Genomic DNA, 21,132 nt, shown 5'->3' with positions numbered 1-21,132 from the left:
TTGGCACTGGCGCGGGTGTGGGAGTTGGCGCCGGCGCGGGTGTGGGAGTTGGCACTGGCGCGGGTGTGGGAGTTGGCACTGGCGCGGGTGTGGGAGTTGGCACTGGCGCGGGTGTGGGAGTTGGCACTGGGACGACACTACCTCCCAATTCAAAAGAGCCGCTGTCCACGATCGCACCTGGAATGCTGTCGCCATCTTGAGGGCGAGTCACGCCGCGCTGATCCGTAGTGGGTGCGCCGGTGGCAATCCCTTTATCAATTGCCGGACTTCCTATCAGCAGCGGCCTGACTAAAGCGCCGTTGAGGTTTTGCAAAGGGCCAAGTAAGGGGTCTGCGATCGTAATACTTGCCGTCGCATTGAAATCGCTTCCGTCATTGGGATTTTTGGCCGGCCACTGAAAATTCCCTCCTTGATCGCTATATTGGGCGGTGACGTGTTGCTGAATGCCCCAAGGGTTTCCTCCGTTAGCCGCTGTATTGTTGGAAAGAATCGTGTTTTTGAGGGTGACATTATTGGCATCGGCGAAGATACCTCCACCAACCCAGCCTGCAGAATTATCGGCGATCGTCGTGTTGAGAATGGTTGTGGGTGCACCAAGAGTCATTGCACCGCCGAGTTTGTTGAAATCACCAGCAGCATACGCCGTGGAGTTGCCAGAAAACGTACTGTTAGTAATCGTAGTAGGGGCATTTCGCATCCACAGGCCGCCACCTTGATTGCCGGCTTTGTTGCCAGCAAAGGTGGTGTTGGTAATGGTCAATCCCTGGTTGGTGTTGTCGCTCAAAATCGTTACCCCACCACCGTTTCCAGGATTTCCACCGGGTAGCGCCAGAATTTCGTTATTTTGGAAGGTGCTCTTTTCCAAAATAACGTTGTCTTGGCTGCCGGTGAACAGATAAGCTGCGCCTCCTTCACCTCGACCTTTATTGTCTTGAAATACGCTATTGGTAATCTTAATTGTGCCGGAAGCTTCGCTCGGATTGCTGGCTCGATCGGTATAAACTGCGCCGCCGAAACCTCTTAAGAAAGAATTGGGCTGCCCTGTGGCGAAAGTGGCTGCTGTGGTGTCGTTGCCGATGAATCGGGAGTTGTCAATTGTCAGCTTACCTTGAAGGCTGTTAATTGCCCCGCCGTTAATTCCTTTGTTGTTGGTGAAGTCGCTGTTGGTGACTGTAATAGTTTTGAAACTCAAAAAGCCGATCGCACCTGCACCGCGTTCATCGTTAGCTGCGGTAGCTACGTTGCCGTTGAATTTACTGTTGGTAACAGTCAGGGTATTGTTGAAATTACCGAAAATTGCGCCACCGCCTTGATCGGCGACGTTGTTGTTGAACTGAACGTTTTCTACTGTGAGGTTTACTTCGTCGGTTGTGCCGATCGCGCCACCTCGATCAGCCGTTTTGCCGTTAGTAATAATGAGGTTTTTGACCGCAAAAGTGGTAGCAGTCGCAACGTTGGCATTGACAAAAAAGGCGCGGGATGCGTTGTTACCACTGATAGTTAAACCGGGTGAGGCAGCGCCGTCAATCGTGATGTTTTTGCCAACGGGAATATCGAGTTGACCGCTGGTGAGGGTAATGGTTTGGCTGGCTAAACCTGGAGCGAAGGTAATTGTATCCCCTGCAACAGCGGTGGCGATCGCAGCCCTTAATGAACCGGGCCCGCTATCGCTATTGTTGGCTACTACGATCGTAGCTAAATCACCTTGGTAACTTGCCATCGCATCGGGCCCCAAGGCTAAGGGAGTTTCAATTTGGCCAGAGGCAAATTCTAAATTCCAGTCGCCGCCCCGACCAGTTATGTTGGTGGATGCCGCAACGTCAGCCCCGGTTAATTGACTGAAGCGATCGACGAAATTAGCACCTGTACCGCCTGCTACATCGCAGCCGTACAGCATGATGTCTGCTTGTGGGGCTAGTGCAGTTTGCCACTTTTCCAAGTGGCTTTTGTATTGCTCTATGTTATCTGAACCCAGAGCGGTGTTGCCTAATTGTAGGCTGCCAGAACTGCCGTGAGAAATAATGTGAACCGAGTCTATCGCCTCGTTAGTAGAGGCGTATTTTTCAAGTTCAGAGGTGATTTGTTCGATGCCGTTTTTGGTGCGATCGAGTATTACTACCTGCTGTCCCGGCAGCACTCCCGCTGTAAGTGACTCGTAATCTTCCACGCCGGAGTCAATGAAGACTAAGGAGCGCAGTGGCACTTTTTCAAAAGCAGATTGTGAGTTAACTTGAGCGAATGTATAACTCATATTGGAGACTCCATTAAGGGCATTATTAGTAGATACACCCAGGAGTAATCTCATCAGACTTATTTGATTATATCTTAACATCTAATTGGGAGATAGCGTCATTTTAAAAATATTTTTGTTGATTTATTTGGAGCCACATTTCCCTTTTCTCCATTTACCACAATGAAAATTATGACCTCTACCGATGGGAAGATATTACAATATTTATATTGCAGATTTAAATAAATCAATCTCGGTGGTACTATCAAATTTGTGCGACATTATTTGGCTAAAAGTAGTCTGCTTTCAGGTAGTCGGAAAGGGTGGAGGTAATTTCCCCCAGCATAACTCCTCTTAATTATATTGAGTAGTTTTTATTTGATTGTGATATTTTACGTATAGGCACAATGCACTAGAGTTTCCCTAGCTGTATTTCATCCAATGGAAAACTGAATTATGTAGATTTTGAAGAATTCTATATGCTTTGAAGCTGCTAGGTTGGCGGTACACCCAAATACTGATTACCAGGAAGTTTGGTTGCATTTACTAACAGTCAATCGATTTTAGATTTTAGATTTTAGATTTTAGATTTTAGAATTGAAGCATTGACACCACGGATAAATTCGGGGGCAAGTTTCATCGGGTACAGATTTTTTATTTCTGGACGGATCAATCCGGGGGCTTGTATCCTGGATGCTTGCGGTCAAAACGATTTAATATTAAGTGGAACCTCTGGCTGGAAATCAATTGGCTGATGGGGTGCTACCGACACTGTGAGGACTGCCATCTTCACTGCAAAAGTGATTCAAGTTATTCACCGCGAATTGAGATGATTGCAGATTGAGTCATATCAAATCGTTGATTGCGATCGCGGCTGCCTCCCTAATTAAAATTGTATTCGGATTCAGTCGCCCTCGGTAGGTTCGATACCCTCCATTAAATTACTCTCCTTAATTAGCAAACAGTCGATCGCTCACACCGCCGTTGCTGAGTGTATCACTATATCGATCGGCATAACACGAACCAAGTCCGTTGTTTGGAGTCATAGAGGTATGCGATTTTGGCAATTGACTTTTGTATGGTTTGAGGTAATCTGAACTGAGGATAACAAAGCCTAATTGCACTTGGTTCGAGCTGCCACCAGAAGTCGAGCCAACTTTGTCAATCTCTCTAAGGATAGAGGCAGATTTTTGAAGTGCGGAGGTCATTTTCTCAATGCACTCAGATTCCCCAGCCAAAATTCTGGAAACAAAATATCCACATTCATTGATGCTGGAGTCCTTGACTACAAAGCTTTGGGATGGGGGATCTCCGTATTTCGAGGCGGGAGTCGTTTCCCTGAAAGAAGTTAACATATTCCGTACTCCAAAAGTGTGTTTAGCGGTAGATACAGCCTTGGAGTCAGAGCTTCTGAAACTGCCAGCGACCTTGTTTATTTCGCCCATTCTTATTTAACCTATCTATTAGTTTCCCCTATTTCTGCAGCACTGCCATCCGCGATCGCACGGAATTTATATTCTGCGTGTTTTCCCTGACTTCCGGCAAACGCCAAATTACCGATCGATCCGATATCCTATCCGTGATACCACTTTCAAAAAAAAATCCAACTGTAAGCCCGTGCTTCAAACCTCGATAGTCTTGAGTCATTCGCCCATCTAAAATCTAAAATCTAAAAGGGTATGACACTTAGGAATGAGAATTAAATAACTTCCACTCTTGAAAGTGGGATGGGCGTCCCACAATAACAATTAAAATTGTAAGTTATTTAATTCGCGATCCTTAGTAGATTGGCCTGGCAACTGCACCGTTCAAGATTCTGTGGAAGATGGCGGTTTTTTCCCTGCATTGCGAATATTAATAATCTTGTTGAGCGCCTCAAACCAAAAAGCAGCCCCCATAGAAATAGCTACGCCGCTTAATATCCAACCAAACAATTTGGAAATCAAAGCCAGCCACAATAAATTCCCCTGCTTATCTCGTTCTAAGCTGTTCTGTTCGCTCCATCCAAAAGGCAGGGCTACCTCATCCAAAGCTATATCTACATCCTTTTGAACTTTTCTCAGACTTGTTAAATTATCTAATTTAGTCTTAGCATTTTTTTCCACCAACTGCTCAGCGTACACATTAACAGTCGATCGCAACATCGAATCCTTCGACAACCGATTAATAATATGAATGCTATCAGCATTAGCAGCGACAGCGATCGCAGTTCCGAGCAAAATCGCAACCCCTCTAGCATTCCGCTTGTAAACACCAGAAGCACGCTCCATCGATTGGTCAAACCAAATTTCGATTTCTTTCTGAAACCGCTCCAACTGCTCTTGAGTATCTCCGCTGCCTTTTTCAGCGCGCTGCGCTAAAATATAAAGGCTGCGTTTCAAAGATTCTGGCATACGGTCCAAGGTTTCTTGAATTTGTTGATAAATCGGACTTTCCTCTTTGAGTTCCATAATTTCTGCTGCCGACTCTTGACTTTTTTTAACAGTATTTAACAGATTGCTAAAACTCGGTTGCAGTTGCCCCAGCAGCGCCACCCGCTCAATTTTGCTATCAAAACGAGCCTTGACAAATGCCATCTGCCTCTGAAATTCTCTCCCTCCCTGCTCGGTTTCTGGTAGATAAACCTGAGAATCCTTAATATAAAATTCTAGCTTTTCCGACATTCGATCTAAGCTGTTGTTCAAACTTGCTAAATTGTTTTGATAATCTTCAACAACTCGATTGAACTCCGCAGTCAGCCACCTAAATTCTTGCTCAATAATCGGTTGAGTAGCATCCGGTAAACTCAGATTCGCTCCAATCTGTTGAATTTGTGCCAACTGTAAATCTTTAAATCTTTCCAATCGGGTTTTAGAGATAGAGCTGAGCAAACTAGAAACCTTTAAAGTCTCCAAAAGACTAGCAGAAAAACACTCGGCTGGAATATAAGAAGGCCCACTGAATTTATTGCCGAAAACATTTTTAGTACCCGTAATTCCGTGGTACAAATCCCCCAGGCGGTGCGTAACAGAGCGAAATCCCTCTGATAACAGCCCTTTCGCTCCCTGATTCAAATCTTTGATAATCGGATTGGCGTAAATCGAATGGGCTAACTGTCCGACTCGCTTAAATTGCAGGGGATCTTTCGCACCTTCGCTGCCTCCTGAAATCAGCACTTCGATCGACTTCTTTAAATGTTCCGCCCGCCACTGCCAAACAGTAGCAATCAGTTCCTGAATTTCCGAAGCTAGCAAGCTTAAAGTCAGGTAGATAAATACTAAGCCAATGATAATATCTATAATTACAGGCAAGTTCATGGTATTTTCCTAGTTGCAAATAACTGCTGTCTAAGTTTACCTTCAGTTTGGGACGCTCAAAACTCTCTTAACTTATGTCAGAAATCTTTCCATTCCTGGGCCGCAAACCGAAAAATCGCTGGAATGACAGCTTTACAGACAAAGTGTGGATGCTGGCTTTTCTGTTGGCTGCAGTGCTGATTTTCGGGCTGAATCTGGGCGGCGTGGCTTTGCGGGATTGGGATGAAGGCATTGCAGCGCAGGTAAGTCGCGAAATTTGGCGCGGCAACTTAAATTGGCTGTATCCGACGATCGACTCTATGCCCTATTTCAACAAACCACCGCTGGTACACTGGCTAATCGGGCTGTGTTTTGCAGCAGGCGGTGTCAGCGAATTGACGGCGAGGTTGGCACCGGCGATGCTGACAGCGACTTCAGTGCCCTTGCTTTACGCCATTGGCAGGGAGTTGTTTCCGCCGCGTTCGATCGCCATTTTTTCTGCCCTCGTTTATCTGACGCTGTTACCAGTGGTGCGGCATGGACGTTTGGCGATGTTGGATGGGGCGGTTTTGTGTTTTTTGCTGGGGGCGATGTGGTGTTTGCTACGATCGCGCCGCGACTTGCGCTACGCTTTGGGTGCGGGGATTGGGTTCGGGCTCATTTGCCTGACTAAGGGCGTGATGTTGGGGCTGCTGCTGGCTGGGATGGGCTGTATTTTTTTGGTTTGGGATACCCCGCGACTCCTCACTTCTGGGTATCTTTGGGGCGGATTCGCGATCGGAACATTGCCAGTAGCTGCTTGGTATTTTGCCCAATGGCTGCACTACGGCCAATATTTCATCCACGCTAATTTAGTTAACGAATCTTTCCGACGCATTTCGGAACCTGTGAGCAGTCACAAAGGCCCGCCCTGGTATTATATTTTAGAAATTTTAAAATTAGCTTGGCCGTGGCAGTTATTTTGGCTACAAGGGCTGCGTTTGAGTTGGGAAAATCGCAGTTTTCCCGGGCCAAAATTAGTGTTGGTTTGGACTGGAGTATATCTGCTGGCTATTTCTGTGATGACTACTAAATTGCCGTGGTATGTTTTGCCAATTTATCCAGCTTTTGCTCTTGCCGTTGGCAGTTATCTCGCTGAAGTTTGGGATCAACTTTGGCTGCCGCCAGAACCGGTCAAAGAGGAAGCAGAAGAACGTTTTGATGCTATTTCTTTGTTGCCTCATCCCGCGATTTTGGCAGTGCTGGGTGTAGTTGGTGTTGTCGGCTGCATTTACTTCAGTGGCTTAGTGCAACTTGGGAAATACATTGTGCCGATCGAGCGAGATTTGCAGTTAATGCTGATGGTTTTAGGTTTGACAATGACAATGGCGGCCGTGTTGCTGCACCGCCAAGACAGGCAGTTTATATTAGTTTTAATATGGGGAACTTACCTGACGCTATTAGTATTGGTGGCTTCAGATAACTGGGTTTGGGAACTGGCGGAGGATTATCCCGTTAAGCCGATCGCCGAAATTGTCCGCACAGGAACTCCGGCCGGTCAACAGGTGTTTACTTCTCACCGCTTGGGCCGTCCATCGCTGAATTTTTACAGTCAACGCCAAGTTATTGTCGCCGACGCGCCGACGCTCAAAAAGAAATGGCAATCTCTTCCTCAACCTTATTTTCTGTTAGAAAAACCTGTTTTAAAACATTTAGGTTTGCAGAATGCTGAGATTATGAAAACAGCAGACGATTGGGTTGTGGTAACTAAAAAGTAAGTTAATAGTTAACAGTCCCCTCCTTAGAGTGGTTGAGATAACTTTCGAGTGTCTAATGTTGCTCCAGATTGACAGCCTTACCCGGAGTGGACTTTAATTTATGAGAAATCAATCGGACAGGATATAACCGCTAACAATCAACAGACTGCTTTTCTATTTTTAACGCCGTTTCGACTCTTTGATACTCGGCCTCAACCTGTTCTAAAAGCGCGCAGGCCGGATCGGGTAAAGGCTGGTTAGCATTTGTTCCCATGCGGCCCATGATTTCGAGTTCCTCGCACAGCTCATACAAGCGAAAAGCACCCAGAGTACCGCTAATCGATTTTAAAGAGTGAGCCGATCGCCGCAAAGCCAGCGGATCGGCGTTGCACAGAGCCATAGAGATGCCTCGCAGCAGTTCGGGAGCTGTTTCGAGGTAAATCTCGATCGCCTCGTCCAAAGCTTCCACTTCTCGCAGTCCCTCTATAATCTTTGCACTCAGGGAATCGTGAGTCTCGGACAAAGCCCGATCGAGATTTGATGCACCACAATCGACGAGGGCCGGCGAATTGGGAATTGTCAGTTGTGGATTTCCCGCAACAGCCACATTCGATCGGACTTGTAATTCACTCGTTCCTTCGATCTGTTCCGCCGGGGCATCCAAACAAACGATCGGCTGCAGACGATCGAATGCAGAGTTCGAGCGAGATTTACACGCGAGCAAAGCTCGCACCAACTGGTCAATTGCGATCGGCTTGCTCAAATAGTCGTCCATCCCCGCAGCCATACACTCTTCGCGATCGCCCTGCATCGCATTTGCCGTCATCGCCACAATCCAAGGTCTTGTCGATTTTCGATTTTCGATTTTCGATTTTCGATTGTTAGATTCCTCGTCAGTCAATTTGGGATTTTCGATTTTCGATTTGCGATTATTAGATTGCTCATCATTTGCGGAAAATTCTGATTTTTCCGTGGTTTTTTTGGTCGAGTCTATCGATTTTCGATTTTCGATTTTCGATTTTCGATTGTTAGATTCCTCGTCAGTCAATTTGGGATTTTCGATTTTCGATTTGCGATTATTAGATTGCTCATCATTTGCGGAAAATTCTGATTTTTCCGTGGTTTTTTTGGTCGAGTCTATCGATTTTCGATTTTCGATTTTCGATTTTCGATTGTTAGATTCCTCGTCAGTCAATTTGGGATTTTCGATTTTCGATTTGCGATTATTAGATTGCTCATCATTTGCGGAAAATTCTGATTCTTCCGTGGGGTTTTTGGTCGAGTCTATCGATTTTCCATTTTCGATTTTCGATTTTCGATTGTTAGATTCCTCGTCAGTCAATTTGGGATTTTCGATTTTCGATTTGCGATTATTAGATTGCTCATCATTTGCGGAAAATTCTGATTCTTCCGTGGGGTTTTTGGTCGAGTCTATCGATTTTCCATTTTCGATTTTCGATTTTCGATTGTTAGATTCCTCGTCAGTCAATTTGGGATTTTCGATTTTCGATTTGCGATTATTAGACTGCTCATCTGTTGCGGAAACTTCTGATTCTCCCGTGGGATTTTCTAAAGTTAAATCTGCTGAAAATTGCTCGCGGATGTGGCGGGTAGTTTCCAGTCCGTCCATTTCCGGCATTTGCACATCCATCAGCACCACATCATAAGGCTGGCGGCGCAAAGCTTCGAGCACTTCGATACCGTTTCCCGCCACATCCGCGCGATACCCCATCCGCTGTAAAATCTGCAAAGCCACCTTCTGATTCACCAAATGATCGTCAGCCAACAGAATCCGCAGAGGTAAGTTCTCGGCCAGCACGGGTATGGTTTGCAAGAAAGGCCCGCTAGTGCGCTGCCCTTTAAATTCCGTTGTCTGTTCTCCAAAAATATTGATTAAAACATTGTAAAGCTGAGATTGTTTGATGGGTTTATTCAAAAAAGCAGCAAAATCCATCTCCATAGCCGGGGGGTTAATTTCTTGCCTGCCGATCGAAGTTAGCATCACTAACGGCAACTTTTCGCAATCAGGATATCGGCGAATTTGCGCCGCTAAAGCTAACCCGTCCATTTCCGGCATTTGCATATCCAAAACTGCCAAATCAAACATCTCTTTAGCAGCCAGCCAATCTAAAGCCAAACGAGCCGAAGCTGAAGCCCTAGCCACCATTCCCCAAGACTGAGCTTGGAGAGTCAAAATTCTGCGGTTGGTAGCATTGTCATCGACAATTAAGACTCGCTTTCCAGCTAATTCAGGTTGAGAATTGCTCAAGTTAAGTGGTAAGGAATTCTTGCAGCTAGAAACGATCGTACTAAAATAAAAAGTAGAGCCAACGGATTGCGTATTTTGGCCGAGCGGCTTGTTACTGAGTACAGATTTGCCATAGCCATATTTTTCGGCAATTTCGCAAGATTCTGCCCATCCCAAATCAAAAACTGCCGATGATCTAAAATCTGCAGGAGGATTTCCCGCAACACTACCCATACTCTCCACCCACATCCGGCCGCCCATCATTTCGGCCAAACGCTTGCTAATTGCCAAACCTAATCCGGTACCGCCGTACTGCCGGCTCGTTGAAGAATCAACCTGACTGAAAGATTTAAATAGCCGATCCATGCGATCGCCCGGAATGCCGATACCGGTATCTTTGACCGCAAAATGTATTTCGTATGCTGGGTTAATTGCTACCGGTTCGCCAGCAATTAATGACAGTTCTTTAGCGTTAGCCGTCGGCACTGAAATCTTTTTTGCTGTCACCGAAACCACCACTTCTCCTGCGTCGGTAAATTTAACAGCATTACTGAGCAAGTTGATTAAAATTTGCCTCAAGCGGGTGCTATCGCCGATCGCCGTTGTTGGTACTGTACGATCGATCAAGTAACCTACTTCCAGTTTTTTTTGTGCCGCCTTGGTAGCTACCAAGTCTAGAGATTCCTCAATGCAAGTGCGGATGTCAAACGGATGTTCCTCCAAGTCCAATTTGCCCGACTCAATTTTCGAGAAATCTAGAATATCGTTGATCAGCGTCAGCAAGGCATCGCCACTGCTGCGGATAGTTTCTACAAAATCGCGCTGTTCACGAGTTAAGGGGGTATCCAGCAGCAAACCGGTCATGCCGATGACTCCATTCATCGGAGTGCGAATTTCGTGGCTCATGGTGGCTAAAAATTCGCTTTTGGCTCTAGTAGCCGCCAGTGCTTGATCGCGAGCTTTTGCCAAATCTACGTCTGTTTGCTGGCGTTCGAGTTCGCTTCCCACCCACTGAGCCATCAGTTTCACTAACTCTCTGTCTACAGCTCGGAACGGTTCTGTCACAGGAGTCGGAGAAAAGAAGCACAGAGTGCCGTAAACTTCACCTCCCACCGTGACGGGAATGCCCATGTAAGCTTCGATGGGGAAAGCTCGATCGTCGCTGTTGAAGGAAAAACCCGAAAATCGCACCGACTCAAAGTAAATCGGTTCTTTTGCCATTGACGTAGCGACGCAGAAAGTTTTTTCCAGATCATAGATTTGGTCTTTGACGATCGACCCGTCGGGACACTCAACAGCCATTATTTGATAGTTGTCGCCTTCAATGCAAGACAAAATTCCCACCGACAGACCTAAATGCCGAGATCCCATTCCCAGCAGTTCTTGGAGGCGCAAATCAAAGGTAGAGAGGTGGTTGAGCGGGTCTGTACGGGGAGCCGAAGTTACTTGGTACAAAGCTTTGATGGCAGCTTCGCTTTCTCGCAGTTCTTGTTCTGTTTGCTTCCGCACGCTGATGTCGCGGGAAATGCCGATAATTTCTTGGACTTCGCCGGTTTGGGGATCACTAATCGTGCGGCCGGTGGTTTCAAACCAAATGTATTTGCCGTCTTTGCGGCGGATCCGGTAGCTGACGGTGTAAGTAACTGGGAGGGCCAGGACTTTCCAGTGAGCTTTGGCAATGGTTTCTAAATCGTCGGGGTGAAAATAATCCTTGGGGACGCGGCCGATGAGTTCCGAAGGTTCGTATCCCAGTAAAGCCCGGCTGGCGGGCGAGACGTAGACAAACACGCCTGTGGGGTCGTGTCTGGTAATCATGTCGGTTGAGTTTTCGGCCATCAACCGATAGCGGTCTTCGCTTTCATTACGTTCGACTTGAGAATTGCCCAATGCTTCTAGCATTCGGTTGATGCCGTCGGCCAAGCTTGCGAGCTCATCTTCTCCGGCCATCTGAACTCTTAAGCTTGGGTCGCCGTTGGCTGCGATGTTGCTGACGCTGGTGCTCAAGGAAGCCAATCTCGCCAAGACTAATTTTTCTAGCAACAGCAGGGTGATGGCGCTAAATATTAAACCTACTGCCAGTATTGATAAGGTAAACAGCTCCAAGGTAGCCTGACCTTGGCCGTAGATGATGCGATCTGTCTCTACTCGCAGCAGCAGCGCTAGGTTCCCGTGGATGTCACGAATCAGGGCGTATCCTGCGACTAAGCTGTCGCTGAGTGGCTCGACTAAAATTTCTACTGATTTGAGGTTGGAAATTTTGAGTTTGACATTTTCCAACTCCTGCCTCGATCGAGCCAGCGCCTTGGCGCTGTGCCCGGAGTAGTTCGCGGCTCCCACTTTAAAATCTAAACTCGGCAATCTAAAATCCACTGACAGGTGAGTCAGTTCTGAAAGCAAACCGATTTCGCTGCTGTCGAGGTAGCGTCCCAAGATCAGCGTTCCCCGCGACGGGCCTTGGGCGTTGCTGTTGAAGATGGGCTTGGCGGCAATCAGCAGTCTGGCTTCTGGCAAGGTGAGGACGCCTGTTTTGGCCGCGGGGCGATCGCCCTCGACTGTGGATGAGTCTACTAGCGCCTCGGTCAAGTGCTGTTTTAAGCTTTCGGGAATCGGGATTTCTGTTTGGGATTTCAGGTCGAAACCTTTGCTGAAGATAGTCTTACCGTTGGAGTCCAGCAGTACCAATAAGTTTAGTCTCAAGTAAATAAATGTCGAATCGACAAAATTTGACTTGACAAAATTTTCGTTCTGTGCTTCGACGAAAGAGTAAGTATCGTCCCACTCGGCGTAATCTTGGGCGCTGGTGTCTAAATTCGACAAGTCATCATCTAATGCGTCCAAAGCCCGTGCGACATCCTGGCGGACGTACTGTGCCTCCAGGTTGTGAAAATCATGCAGCAAAATAGTTGATGCAGTGGCATAGAGAACCACAATCAGGCTGATTAGCGCTGCACCGATGATTAATAGTGTTTTTTTTCGGAGTTGCATGGCGTCGCCCTCCTCACGGTGCTAATAGGCAACTAGCCAGGAGAGATTTGAGACGTAGGTTGTTTAGCATTGGCGATCGCAGGGCCTGCGTGTTTGGACTTTTCTGGGCTGACGAAAGCAAAGCCCTTGGTATTTCCAAGGTATCCGGTATGTTGCCCCCCACAGTCAGTGTAGTATTTTCACAGCTTTAGTTCCATATTATTTACAACCTATGACCTACAAGTTATAACCTGACGATCGGCATCTTCAACATAAACCGCCGCTCGAACTCAAAACAATTCGCGTTTGATACTGACGCAGCCAGGGAGGTGGGCAGTTGGGAGAACAGGCGTGCTGGGTGGAAAACCCTCTCTATTATTGTACCTAAAAAATATTGAGGAGAGAGGGAACTGATCCGCGAAGTTTGCTTTGCCAAAAGGTTTTCACTCCAATAACTGTTTTGATTTTTGTCATTCTTCAGTAATCCTTGCAACAGTTGTAGAATCTGCCTCAAAGCAAATCCAGCCTGCAAGCCTGAACCCCGTTCAAAAATTGTGATAGCAGAGGCAATGAATATCCGGCGACTTTTTATTTATTACATCTGCAAATAAAATATACAACAATCAATAAAATCGGTTTTTCGCTTTTCTATTTTAAATTAATCAAAACTGTTAACTAAAATGTATAGATTCACCGTTGGCACTAGCCTCAAAAAACGGGTAGAAACTGGTTTACCATAACATTATTCAACCGTACTAACAAATTAATAAAAACCAGTTCTCACTCCTCGATCACATCCTTTACTAACATTAGTGCCTGATGTCAGTAGAAACTCACATCAGGCACTATATGCAATCCGATCGCAACTTGAGTTTTTTTTATCGGATGACGGCTAAAGCACCGGCGCCGGCTGCTGCTGCCGCCGAAGTAAGAGCGGTGAAAAACAGCCACCAAGAGGCAACTTCTGCTGCTTTCCGGGTTTCTTCGGCTTGTTTTTCAGCTTGCACTTTGATGCTTTCGAGGCGAAGCTGTGCCTCTTGCTGCAAGCGTTCTGCTCTTTGCAAGACGGTGTTGCGGCTTCTTTCAATTTGGTCGATTAAGCGGTTGGCATCTGCTTCGGAAATGTCCTCGCGAGAGCTCATTAATGCTACTAAAGTATCGCGGTTGAAATGACCCAGCCGATCGCGCAAAGCCTCAAATCCGGCTTGCGGATCATCAAATAACTTCCGCACGTCCCGCGTAATGCCTTCGTAGTTGAGTTCAGGGCGATCGAGCGAATTGAGGTAATCCCGAATTTTTCCGAGAATCCCGTCAATTACCGACTGAATACCCTCCTGTATTTTCTGAATTTGCATTGCGAACTCGTCGCGCACCGACAAAATCCCATCGACAATGCGATTGGCTTCTGCTTCAGAAATATCCGGCCGCTGAGACAACAGAGAAACAACTGTAGCTCGATCGATGTGCGACAAGCGCTCGCCCAAACTGTAAGCGCCGACTTTCGGGTCATGCAGCAGCAGTTGCAAGTCGCGCTTGATGGCTTCGGGATTTAATTCATCCTTGCCCGTATTACGCAAATAATCTTCTAAAACACTCTGAAAATCCTGTACTTGGCTTTGCATCCGCTTTGCCAAACGGCGCGGCGCTTTCACAATCGACCCAAGAGTTTCCTGCACTTGGTCGATAATTTGATTGACTTGTTCCTCGCTCAAATCTTGTCTCTGAGAAAGCAGTTTTACCAAAGTATCGCGATCGACTTGAGACAGACGGCCACGCAGCGCTAAAGCTCCTTCTTTAGGATTTTCCAGGAGTTTTGTCAAATCCCGCTTAATCCCTTCAGGATTGAGTTCTGATTTGCCCGTATTGCGGAGGTAATCTGCAAGGGCGGTTGTTGTATGGTCGTACTGATCCTTAGCTTTTTCGGCCAACTTTTGCGGCGCATGCACCGCGCTGTGCCAATTTTCTTCGGCGCTGTCGAGAAGGTGATTTACTTGGTCTTCGCTGAGGTCTTTCCGCTGAGATAGCAATTGTACCAAAGTTTCGCGATCGAACTTAGAAGCTCTAGCTCTCAGCGCCCACATTCCCGCCTCCGGGTTGTCCAGCAGCGTTTTCAAATCGCGCTTGATGCCTTCGGGATTAAGTTCTTCTTTACCCGTAGACTTCAAGTATTCTTGTACTCTTTGCCACTGGTTGTCTAGTCGGGCTTGCGCTGCTTCTTGCAGACCTTTCGCATCTGCTAAAACTACATCTCGCGTCCTTTCCAACTCTTGAACAATCTGTTCTACTTCCTGGAATCCGAAGTTTTCGCGGCCTCGGAGAATTTGCACAAAACTGTCGCGGGTGTAAGGAGAAAGCCGATCGCGCAACTGTTCGTAACTAGCGTCGGAATCCTCTAATATCTTTTTGAAATCGCTCCCGATACCTGCTGCTGTCAGTTCTTCTTTCGGCGTCAGCTTCAAATAAGTTTCCAACCGCCACTGTAAATCGCGAGATTTTTCTTGCTCCTCGGCAAAGATCACGGTTTGTAAAACGCGCTGTCTAATTGCTTCTAATTCCTGGGAAATTTCTTTAATTTTGTCTTGGGTAAAAACGCCTCTACTAGCCAGGATTTCGGCAAAATTAGACTGTTTTAGTTTTTCTAATTCGCGGCGCACAGTTCCAGGATCGGCTGTAGGATCGTAGAGAACGTCCCGAAATTCGCGCTCGATAGCTTGGGGGTTCATCTGCCACGAATAAGTGTTGAGTAGGTAGTTTTCTACGTCCGCACGAATTGGGCTGTAAGTTACGGGTTCGCCTTTGACTTGAGCGGTAATTTTATCAGTTTGCTGGGTAACTTTCTCTTTAGCTTCTTTGAGCTGACCGACTACTTTTTCCACATCCAAGTCAGAAATATCCGTGCGACCCAATACTATTCCCATTAAAGCATTGACTGCCATTGTCGTTGCTTGGGACATCATGGTCGGGCTTTGTCCAGAATTTTGACCGCCCAGATTGCTAAGGGCTTTTTCTACCCGACTTGCCAATTTATCTGAGACCAAATCTCCCGATTTGGCAGATTTGAGATAGTCTACTAATTGGGCGATGCCGTCTGATTGCTGCCCTTGTTTTCCTACTTGTTTCCAAGCATCTTGAAGTTGGTCTACAATCCGGTTTACGTCGCGTTTTGATAAGTCCGATCGCGAACTTACTAAATCTACGAGGGTTTGCCGATCGAGATTTGGCAAATTTTCGGCTGCAATAGTTTTTAGTTGCGGATCATTAAGCAATTTTTCAAACTCGCTACGCATCCCTTTGATGTCTAATTCTGGCGGTTTGAGGCTTTGGATGTAGTCTTCGACGTTTTCTCGCAAGCTTGTGGGGTCGATCGCGCTACCGAGTTCATGGCCCACTGCTGCTGCTGCTGCTTTGGCTGTGGCGACTACTTGGTTGCTAGCTGCTTTGGCACCGATAGCCGAGGCTGCAGTGCCGACAATGGCTTGAAAGCCTGATGTCGCGGTGTTGACGACGGAACCAATCAAGGAACCGACGGTGGTGGAACTCACCCAGACAAGCATTGAGAAATAGGTAGCCCACACGACCAAACCGACGATCGCACCTAAACCGGGGCTGCTAATCAAGCTGAGCTTAACTGCTAGCAAGCAAGCAAAGAATAGGGCGATGGTGACGGTGATTAGCGTCCAAGTACCTACCTTTCGGCCGATGTGGCGGACTGGGGGGCTGCTGCTATCCGAGTGGTGGTCGTCGTCGTGGGATTGTCCCATGTACGAAAGACCGGCTGCTACTGATAAATTTGTTAGCAAGAGCTGGAAAGCGCAGGCGAGTACCACTCCAGCTATCAAGGCGATAAAAAATTGCGGCCCGGAATAAAGGAGTGCTGCGTCTTCTACTCTGTTTGTTGTTGTAGTCTGCTCTACTGGCACTTGAGCCAGCCAGAACCCGATGTTATACAGTTGTGGATTTATTGGCAAATTTTGATACATAGTATATTCCTCATTAAGGGGTGGGTGCGCGCGATCGTTGGCGCGAGTTAACCAATGTATAGTTTTAGACTCATGCCCCCAATGGCAAGCATCGCCTTATTGACGAGCTAAAGCATCCCCCTACAGTTGGAAGTGTAGAAATATGTCTGCGGCCGGCTGTCACTTTAGGAATATTTGTGGTATGTAAGTCTGATTAAAATAATCGCAGAGGAGAATCTGTGGTCGATCGATATTAAGAGTTGGTACAGAAGTCCAGAAAAATTGTTCACAATTCATCAACCAATGCCATAACAAATTAGCTTTCAAGGAATTCGATAGTGCAGCAAGAAAGTCATGCAATTATTATTGGAGGCAGTTTAGCAGGACTGTTGGCCTCTAGAGTATTAGCAAAACACTTCGACCGAGTAAGTATTGTTGAACGAGATTTTTTTCCAGAAAAACCCACACCTCGCCCCGGTATTCCTCAATCCCGTCATCTTCACATCCTTTTAAATCGGGGGAGAATCATTCTCGAAGAGTTTTTTCCCGGCTTGGAAAACGAACTGGTAGCTGCTGGTGCTCCTAGTTTAGATCCGAGGTCGATCGGGTGGTTTAGTCCGGCAGGTTGGGCCCCGCACTTTAGCCCGGATCTAAATGATTTAATTTTGTTCAGTCGCGATTTACTTGATTGGCAAATTCGCCGCCGCTTGGCTGAAAATACGAAGGTGCATTTCCTCGAAGGAGGCACAGTAACGGGGTTACTGGCGAATACCTCGCGCGCGGGGATTGCTGGCGTATCGGTGCGTTTTCGCGATCGCCACAACCCTGGTAACATCCATGCAGAGAATTTGTATGCAGATTTAGTAGTCGATGCTGGCGGCAAAGTTTCCAAAACACCTCAATGGTTGAAAAGTTTGGGATATGAACCTCCGCAAGAAACTGTTATCAATGCTTTTGTCGGCTATGCCAGCCGCATCTATAAATGCAGCGGTAAATTGTCAGAAACAGCGCCAGTATTTGTGTCACTAGCCCCGCCAGTTCGCACTCGTGGCGGTGCAATTTTTCCGATCGAAGGCAATCGCTGGCTGGTGACTCTCGACGGGGGCGATCGCGATTATCCCCCCCCAGACGAAGCAGGTTTTGTAAAATTTGCCCGCAGTCTGCCAACCCCGACAATTTATGATGCGATTAAAGATGCAGAAGCAATAACACCTATTTATAGCTATCGAGGTACAGAAAATCGTTGGCGCCACTACGAGCGCCTCCGTCGTTCTCCTGAAAACTTAATAATTATCGGTCATGCAGTTTGCGCTTTTAACCCGATATACGGACACGGAATGACGGTTGCTGCACTGGATGCTCAGATGCTAGATGAATGTTTGCAAAAGCAAAGAGAGCGGTATCCAGAAGGCGATTTAACAGGCTTTGCGCGAGAATTTCAACAAAAACTAGCAAAATTACACACTCTTCCTTGGATGTTTGCCATCAGTCAGGACTCTCGCTATCCGGGAAGTACAGGTGCAAAACTAAACCTTGCTACGCGACTGACAATTGATTACATGGATTTGGTGTTAAAAGTGCTGGTCGGAGATGCTAAGGTTTGTCAAGCATTTGTGGAAGTTGTGCACATGATTGAGTCGCCGGCTGTACTTTTTTCTCCCAGTATTGCGCTTAAGGCGATCGGGCAATTAGTCACCGTTCGACAGAACGCAGAATTAAGATCAAGAGTTTATACAGAATCAGGTTAGTTTTGCCAAGTCTATTTTTTTACCGCCGAGTAAGGAAGATAAACGCAGATGAAATCCTCTTCACCTGCGTTGATTTAACCTGATATGATGTCCGCTACAACCTGCATGATAAAAAGTATCACTTTGGCGACTGCGGTTTTCTGGTATTTCACGTAATTAAGATGGGTAAAATCCGATTTAGTACCGCAATTGTCCGTTTTTGAAATAAATCTAATGATTTATTTCAAAAACTGTTTGCAGTCACGACTTACCCACAAGAGTCAATAAACCAGTGTTTTTACCCATATCCCTCGCGACTCACGCTATTTTGTAGTAAAAAAAATCGGTTTCTGCTGCAGAGAATAATCTAGAGTTGTGCAATTGTTACTTGCCAGCCAAACAATCTAATTGTTCTTGCATTTGGGCAGTAACTCGCTCGAAACAAGCATCAACATAATCGCGATCGCGCGCCGCCTCCGCACCATACCTCTCAAATACAATCGGTTCGCACACGCGAGTCCGAATTTGCACGGGTAAAGGCAGGTTTGGCAAAGGCCCAATACTCAATCCCCAAGGCAATCCCAAATACACGGGCAATACCACCGGATCGATGCCAAATAGCCACGGCATTCCCAATTCATGCAATTGCTTTGCTTGTTCGTAAAAATCTGCCAAAACTATCAAAGTATCGTGAGCACCGTGCGATATAATTGGTACAATTGGTACTTCTTCTCGCAATGCTAATTTGATAAATCCCTTGCGTCCGGCAAAGTAGATTTGATCGCGCAAGTGGTGGGGGCGGAAAACATCTTGAGCGCCGCCCGGATAGACGAGAACTGGGGCATTTTTCCGCAAAGCTGCGATCGCCATTTTCGGATGCGCCTTGAGGGCTCCACACTGAACCGCCATGCTAGCAACATCAGGAGAAACTTGCCAAACCGTTGGGTGCATCAATCCGTAGGCCAAGCGTTCCGTTCCGTACCTGCGGAACCATTCGTATAGGAACATAAACATATCTGGAGCGGCAAGTCCCCCGTTGTGAGAACCAACCACAAGCATTTTTCCGCTGGCGGGTACGTGGTGCCAGCCGTCGCTTTGTACGCGGAAGTAGTAGCGGTACAGCCATTCCCAGAATGGCAACAAAAGCTGAATGAAGTCGGGATTGCGATCGTCTAAAGATAGACCGTCAAAGGGATATTTAGAGGATTTGCCGTCTTTTTTGTTAGTAGTTTTTGTCACTGCAAAAATATTTAACGCTTTGGTCATTATATAGTAGAAGGAAGAAAGCTTTAACTATCGAATAGAGAAGGCTTTAGTTATTTGGGACAGAAGGAATAAGGGAGGAGATTAGTTGGGCTTTTCCTCTCCTTGTGAGTGTGCTAATCCCGATCGCCCTCAAAAAAAATTCATATCATTAATATGCTCCCATTCCGAAAGAATCTACCGCATTAGTTTTAGCAAGTAAAAACCTCATAAACATGGAGCGCGGTTGCTATAGCAATATAATTAAATCAGAATTGGCGCAAATATTTGGTTTCTGATGTGAGCGGGCTGCTTTTGTTCGGAGGTTTTGTGCTGGTTGTCTCCACAGGAACAAAACCGTTTGCAAACAGCTACACCAACTGTCGCTGATGGCGGGGCGACTTTAGCCAGAAAAACACAACTGTGCCTCAAGCCGATAAGTTTCCGTTTTGGAAGATTTTATCAAATTGACGCCAGCCCTCGGGTCAATGCTAGCGATTGGTGCTGTTTACCACAATTTTAAGTAAGGTACGATCGACAATGGAGTTATGTCAGCGAGATCGAAGAACTGTATTCGGCTTCCAACACTCCACTGCGACGATGGGGTCGATCGCGCCAATCACCTGTCAATCGATTTTAGATTTTAGAGGCGACCCCACGGATAAATGGGGGGGCTTGAGGATGTTCGATTTTCGATTTGGGATTGATTCCACGGATAAATCCGGGGGCTTGCACCATCAAGAAATTCTTGGTCAATCTGACTCTTGGAGTATCTCCAGCACAATCTCGCTCTCGAAGCTGCCAAGAATTCACCTGAAATGTAGCCCCATATTACTCAACTGCAACAACAGGCCGCTAAATGGTTTAACGGACACCTGACAAGATATTGGCGGACAACACATGACTTTGATTCCTAGTAAACTGTCCCGCATTTAAACAGTTAACTGTTGGCTTTCCCCCTCTGCCATTCCCCGACTCGGACACTCTGGCCTTCTCCCCCTATCCCGCTCTGCCATAATGAGCCATTTATAGGCGTAGCAGCTTTATGTCTCTTCGCTCAACTCACCAAACATTAAATAATATCAATAAAACTTGACTTGCAGTCATAAAAAAGTTATATAAAGCTTTTTTGTGGAAGACAAATCGATTTTTTTGCTATATTGACCTGCAATTAAGATAATTATTGTGGTTAAGTGAGGATTTGAACGGATGAAAAACTTGAATTGCTGGAATAAACCCGCTGCATTGCTGGGCGCGATCGCGATCGTAGCCGGAAGTTTGCAGGCGAATGCCATCGCTGTTGCCGCCCCATCAACATCCACTGTCAGTCAAGATGCTGAAAATATTTCATTTGAAGATAGCGCCACGTTTCAAATAGCCCAGGCTGGCAACCTTTGCCGCAAAGTCACTCCCAAAGAAGGTTTGACCGTTCGCCAGAACCCAGACCCCAAATCCCCTAGAGTGGGCGGGGTAGGACTTAACACTCAGGTAACGCTCTCCCAAGGCGCTACTTCGGTTAAAGCCTCCGACGGTCGCCTCTGGATTCAAATTACCGCTCCCGTCACAGGGTATGTAGCTAGCGGCTATCCCAACGACGAAAGTAATTTAGGTTCGTGCACCATTAGTCAAACTCCTTCCCCAAGTCCCGCACCTGCACCTGCACCCGCAGCAACACCCGCACCTGCACCGACACCCCGTCCAAGTCCCGCACCAGCACCAGCGCCAGCACCAGCGCCAGCACCAGCACCAGC

General features: G+C 46.8%; 9 protein-coding genes and 1 pseudogene. 3 read left to right on the top strand and 7 right to left on the bottom strand.

The features are described 5' to 3' along the window. The 4 genes from QUA24_RS23005 to QUA24_RS22990 all read right to left on the bottom strand — a co-directional run. A partial coding sequence (locus tag QUA24_RS23005) for a DUF4347 domain-containing protein (protein ID WP_333232341.1) occupies positions 1-2,251 on the bottom strand: 2,251 nt, incomplete at its 3' end. 929 nt (positions 2,252-3,180) lie between these two features. Next, positions 3,181-3,585, bottom strand: coding sequence for a hypothetical protein (locus tag QUA24_RS23000; protein WP_333232340.1), 405 nt, complete (start codon positions 3,583-3,585; stop codon positions 3,181-3,183). Positions 3,586-3,703: 118 nt separating this feature from the next. Then, positions 3,704-3,877, bottom strand: coding sequence for a hypothetical protein (locus QUA24_RS22995; RefSeq protein ID WP_333232338.1), 174 nt, complete (start codon positions 3,875-3,877; stop codon positions 3,704-3,706). Positions 3,878-4,038: 161 nt separating this feature from the next. Beyond that, on the bottom strand, positions 4,039-5,526 hold the full coding sequence (locus QUA24_RS22990) for a hypothetical protein (RefSeq protein ID WP_333232337.1): 1,488 nt from the start codon (positions 5,524-5,526) through the stop codon (positions 4,039-4,041). Between the two features lie 74 nt (positions 5,527-5,600). Here QUA24_RS22990 and QUA24_RS22985 point away from each other — a divergent pair, with 74 nt between their 5' ends. Then, entirely contained in the window at positions 5,601-7,262 is a 1,662-nt protein-coding gene (locus tag QUA24_RS22985; protein ID WP_333232335.1) for a glycosyltransferase family 39 protein, read from the top strand. A 130-nt stretch (positions 7,263-7,392) separates the two neighbouring features. Here the strand turns inward: QUA24_RS22985 and QUA24_RS22980 are convergent, their stop codons facing one another. Together QUA24_RS22980 and QUA24_RS22975 are read right to left on the bottom strand one after the other, a co-directional pair. Next, a complete protein-coding gene (locus QUA24_RS22980) occupies positions 7,393-12,474 on the bottom strand; it encodes a response regulator (protein WP_333232334.1) in 5,082 nt (1,693 codons plus the stop codon). An 857-nt stretch (positions 12,475-13,331) separates the two neighbouring features. Next, positions 13,332-16,433 carry an MFS transporter gene (locus tag QUA24_RS22975; RefSeq protein WP_333232332.1) on the bottom strand — a complete coding sequence of 1,034 codons (3,102 nt, stop codon included), beginning with the start codon at positions 16,431-16,433 and terminating at the stop codon, positions 13,332-13,334. Positions 16,434-16,750: 317 nt separating this feature from the next. Here QUA24_RS22975 and QUA24_RS22970 point away from each other — a divergent pair, with 317 nt between their 5' ends. Then, the gene (locus tag QUA24_RS22970) at positions 16,751-18,160 is read left to right on the top strand and encodes a 2-polyprenyl-6-methoxyphenol hydroxylase-like oxidoreductase (RefSeq protein ID WP_333232330.1); all 1,410 of its coding nucleotides are present in this window, start codon (positions 16,751-16,753) and stop codon (positions 18,158-18,160) included. Positions 18,161-18,523: 363 nt separating this feature from the next. Here the strand turns inward: QUA24_RS22970 and QUA24_RS22965 are convergent, their stop codons facing one another. Next, on the bottom strand, positions 18,524-19,405 hold the full coding sequence (locus QUA24_RS22965) for a lysophospholipid acyltransferase family protein (protein ID WP_333232328.1): 882 nt from the start codon (positions 19,403-19,405) through the stop codon (positions 18,524-18,526). Between the two features lie 1,185 nt (positions 19,406-20,590). On the opposite strand from QUA24_RS22965, the pseudogene QUA24_RS22960 reads away from it, so the two are divergent. Further along, a pseudogene (locus QUA24_RS22960) lies at positions 20,591-21,132 on the top strand (SH3 domain-containing protein); the annotation flags it as partial.

It is taken from the genome of Microcoleus sp. Pol12B5 (genome assembly GCF_036701335.1).
In the GTDB taxonomy this organism is placed as follows: domain Bacteria; phylum Cyanobacteriota; class Cyanobacteriia; order Cyanobacteriales; family Microcoleaceae; genus Microcoleus.
This window is presented reverse-complemented; position numbering and strand designations above follow the sequence as displayed.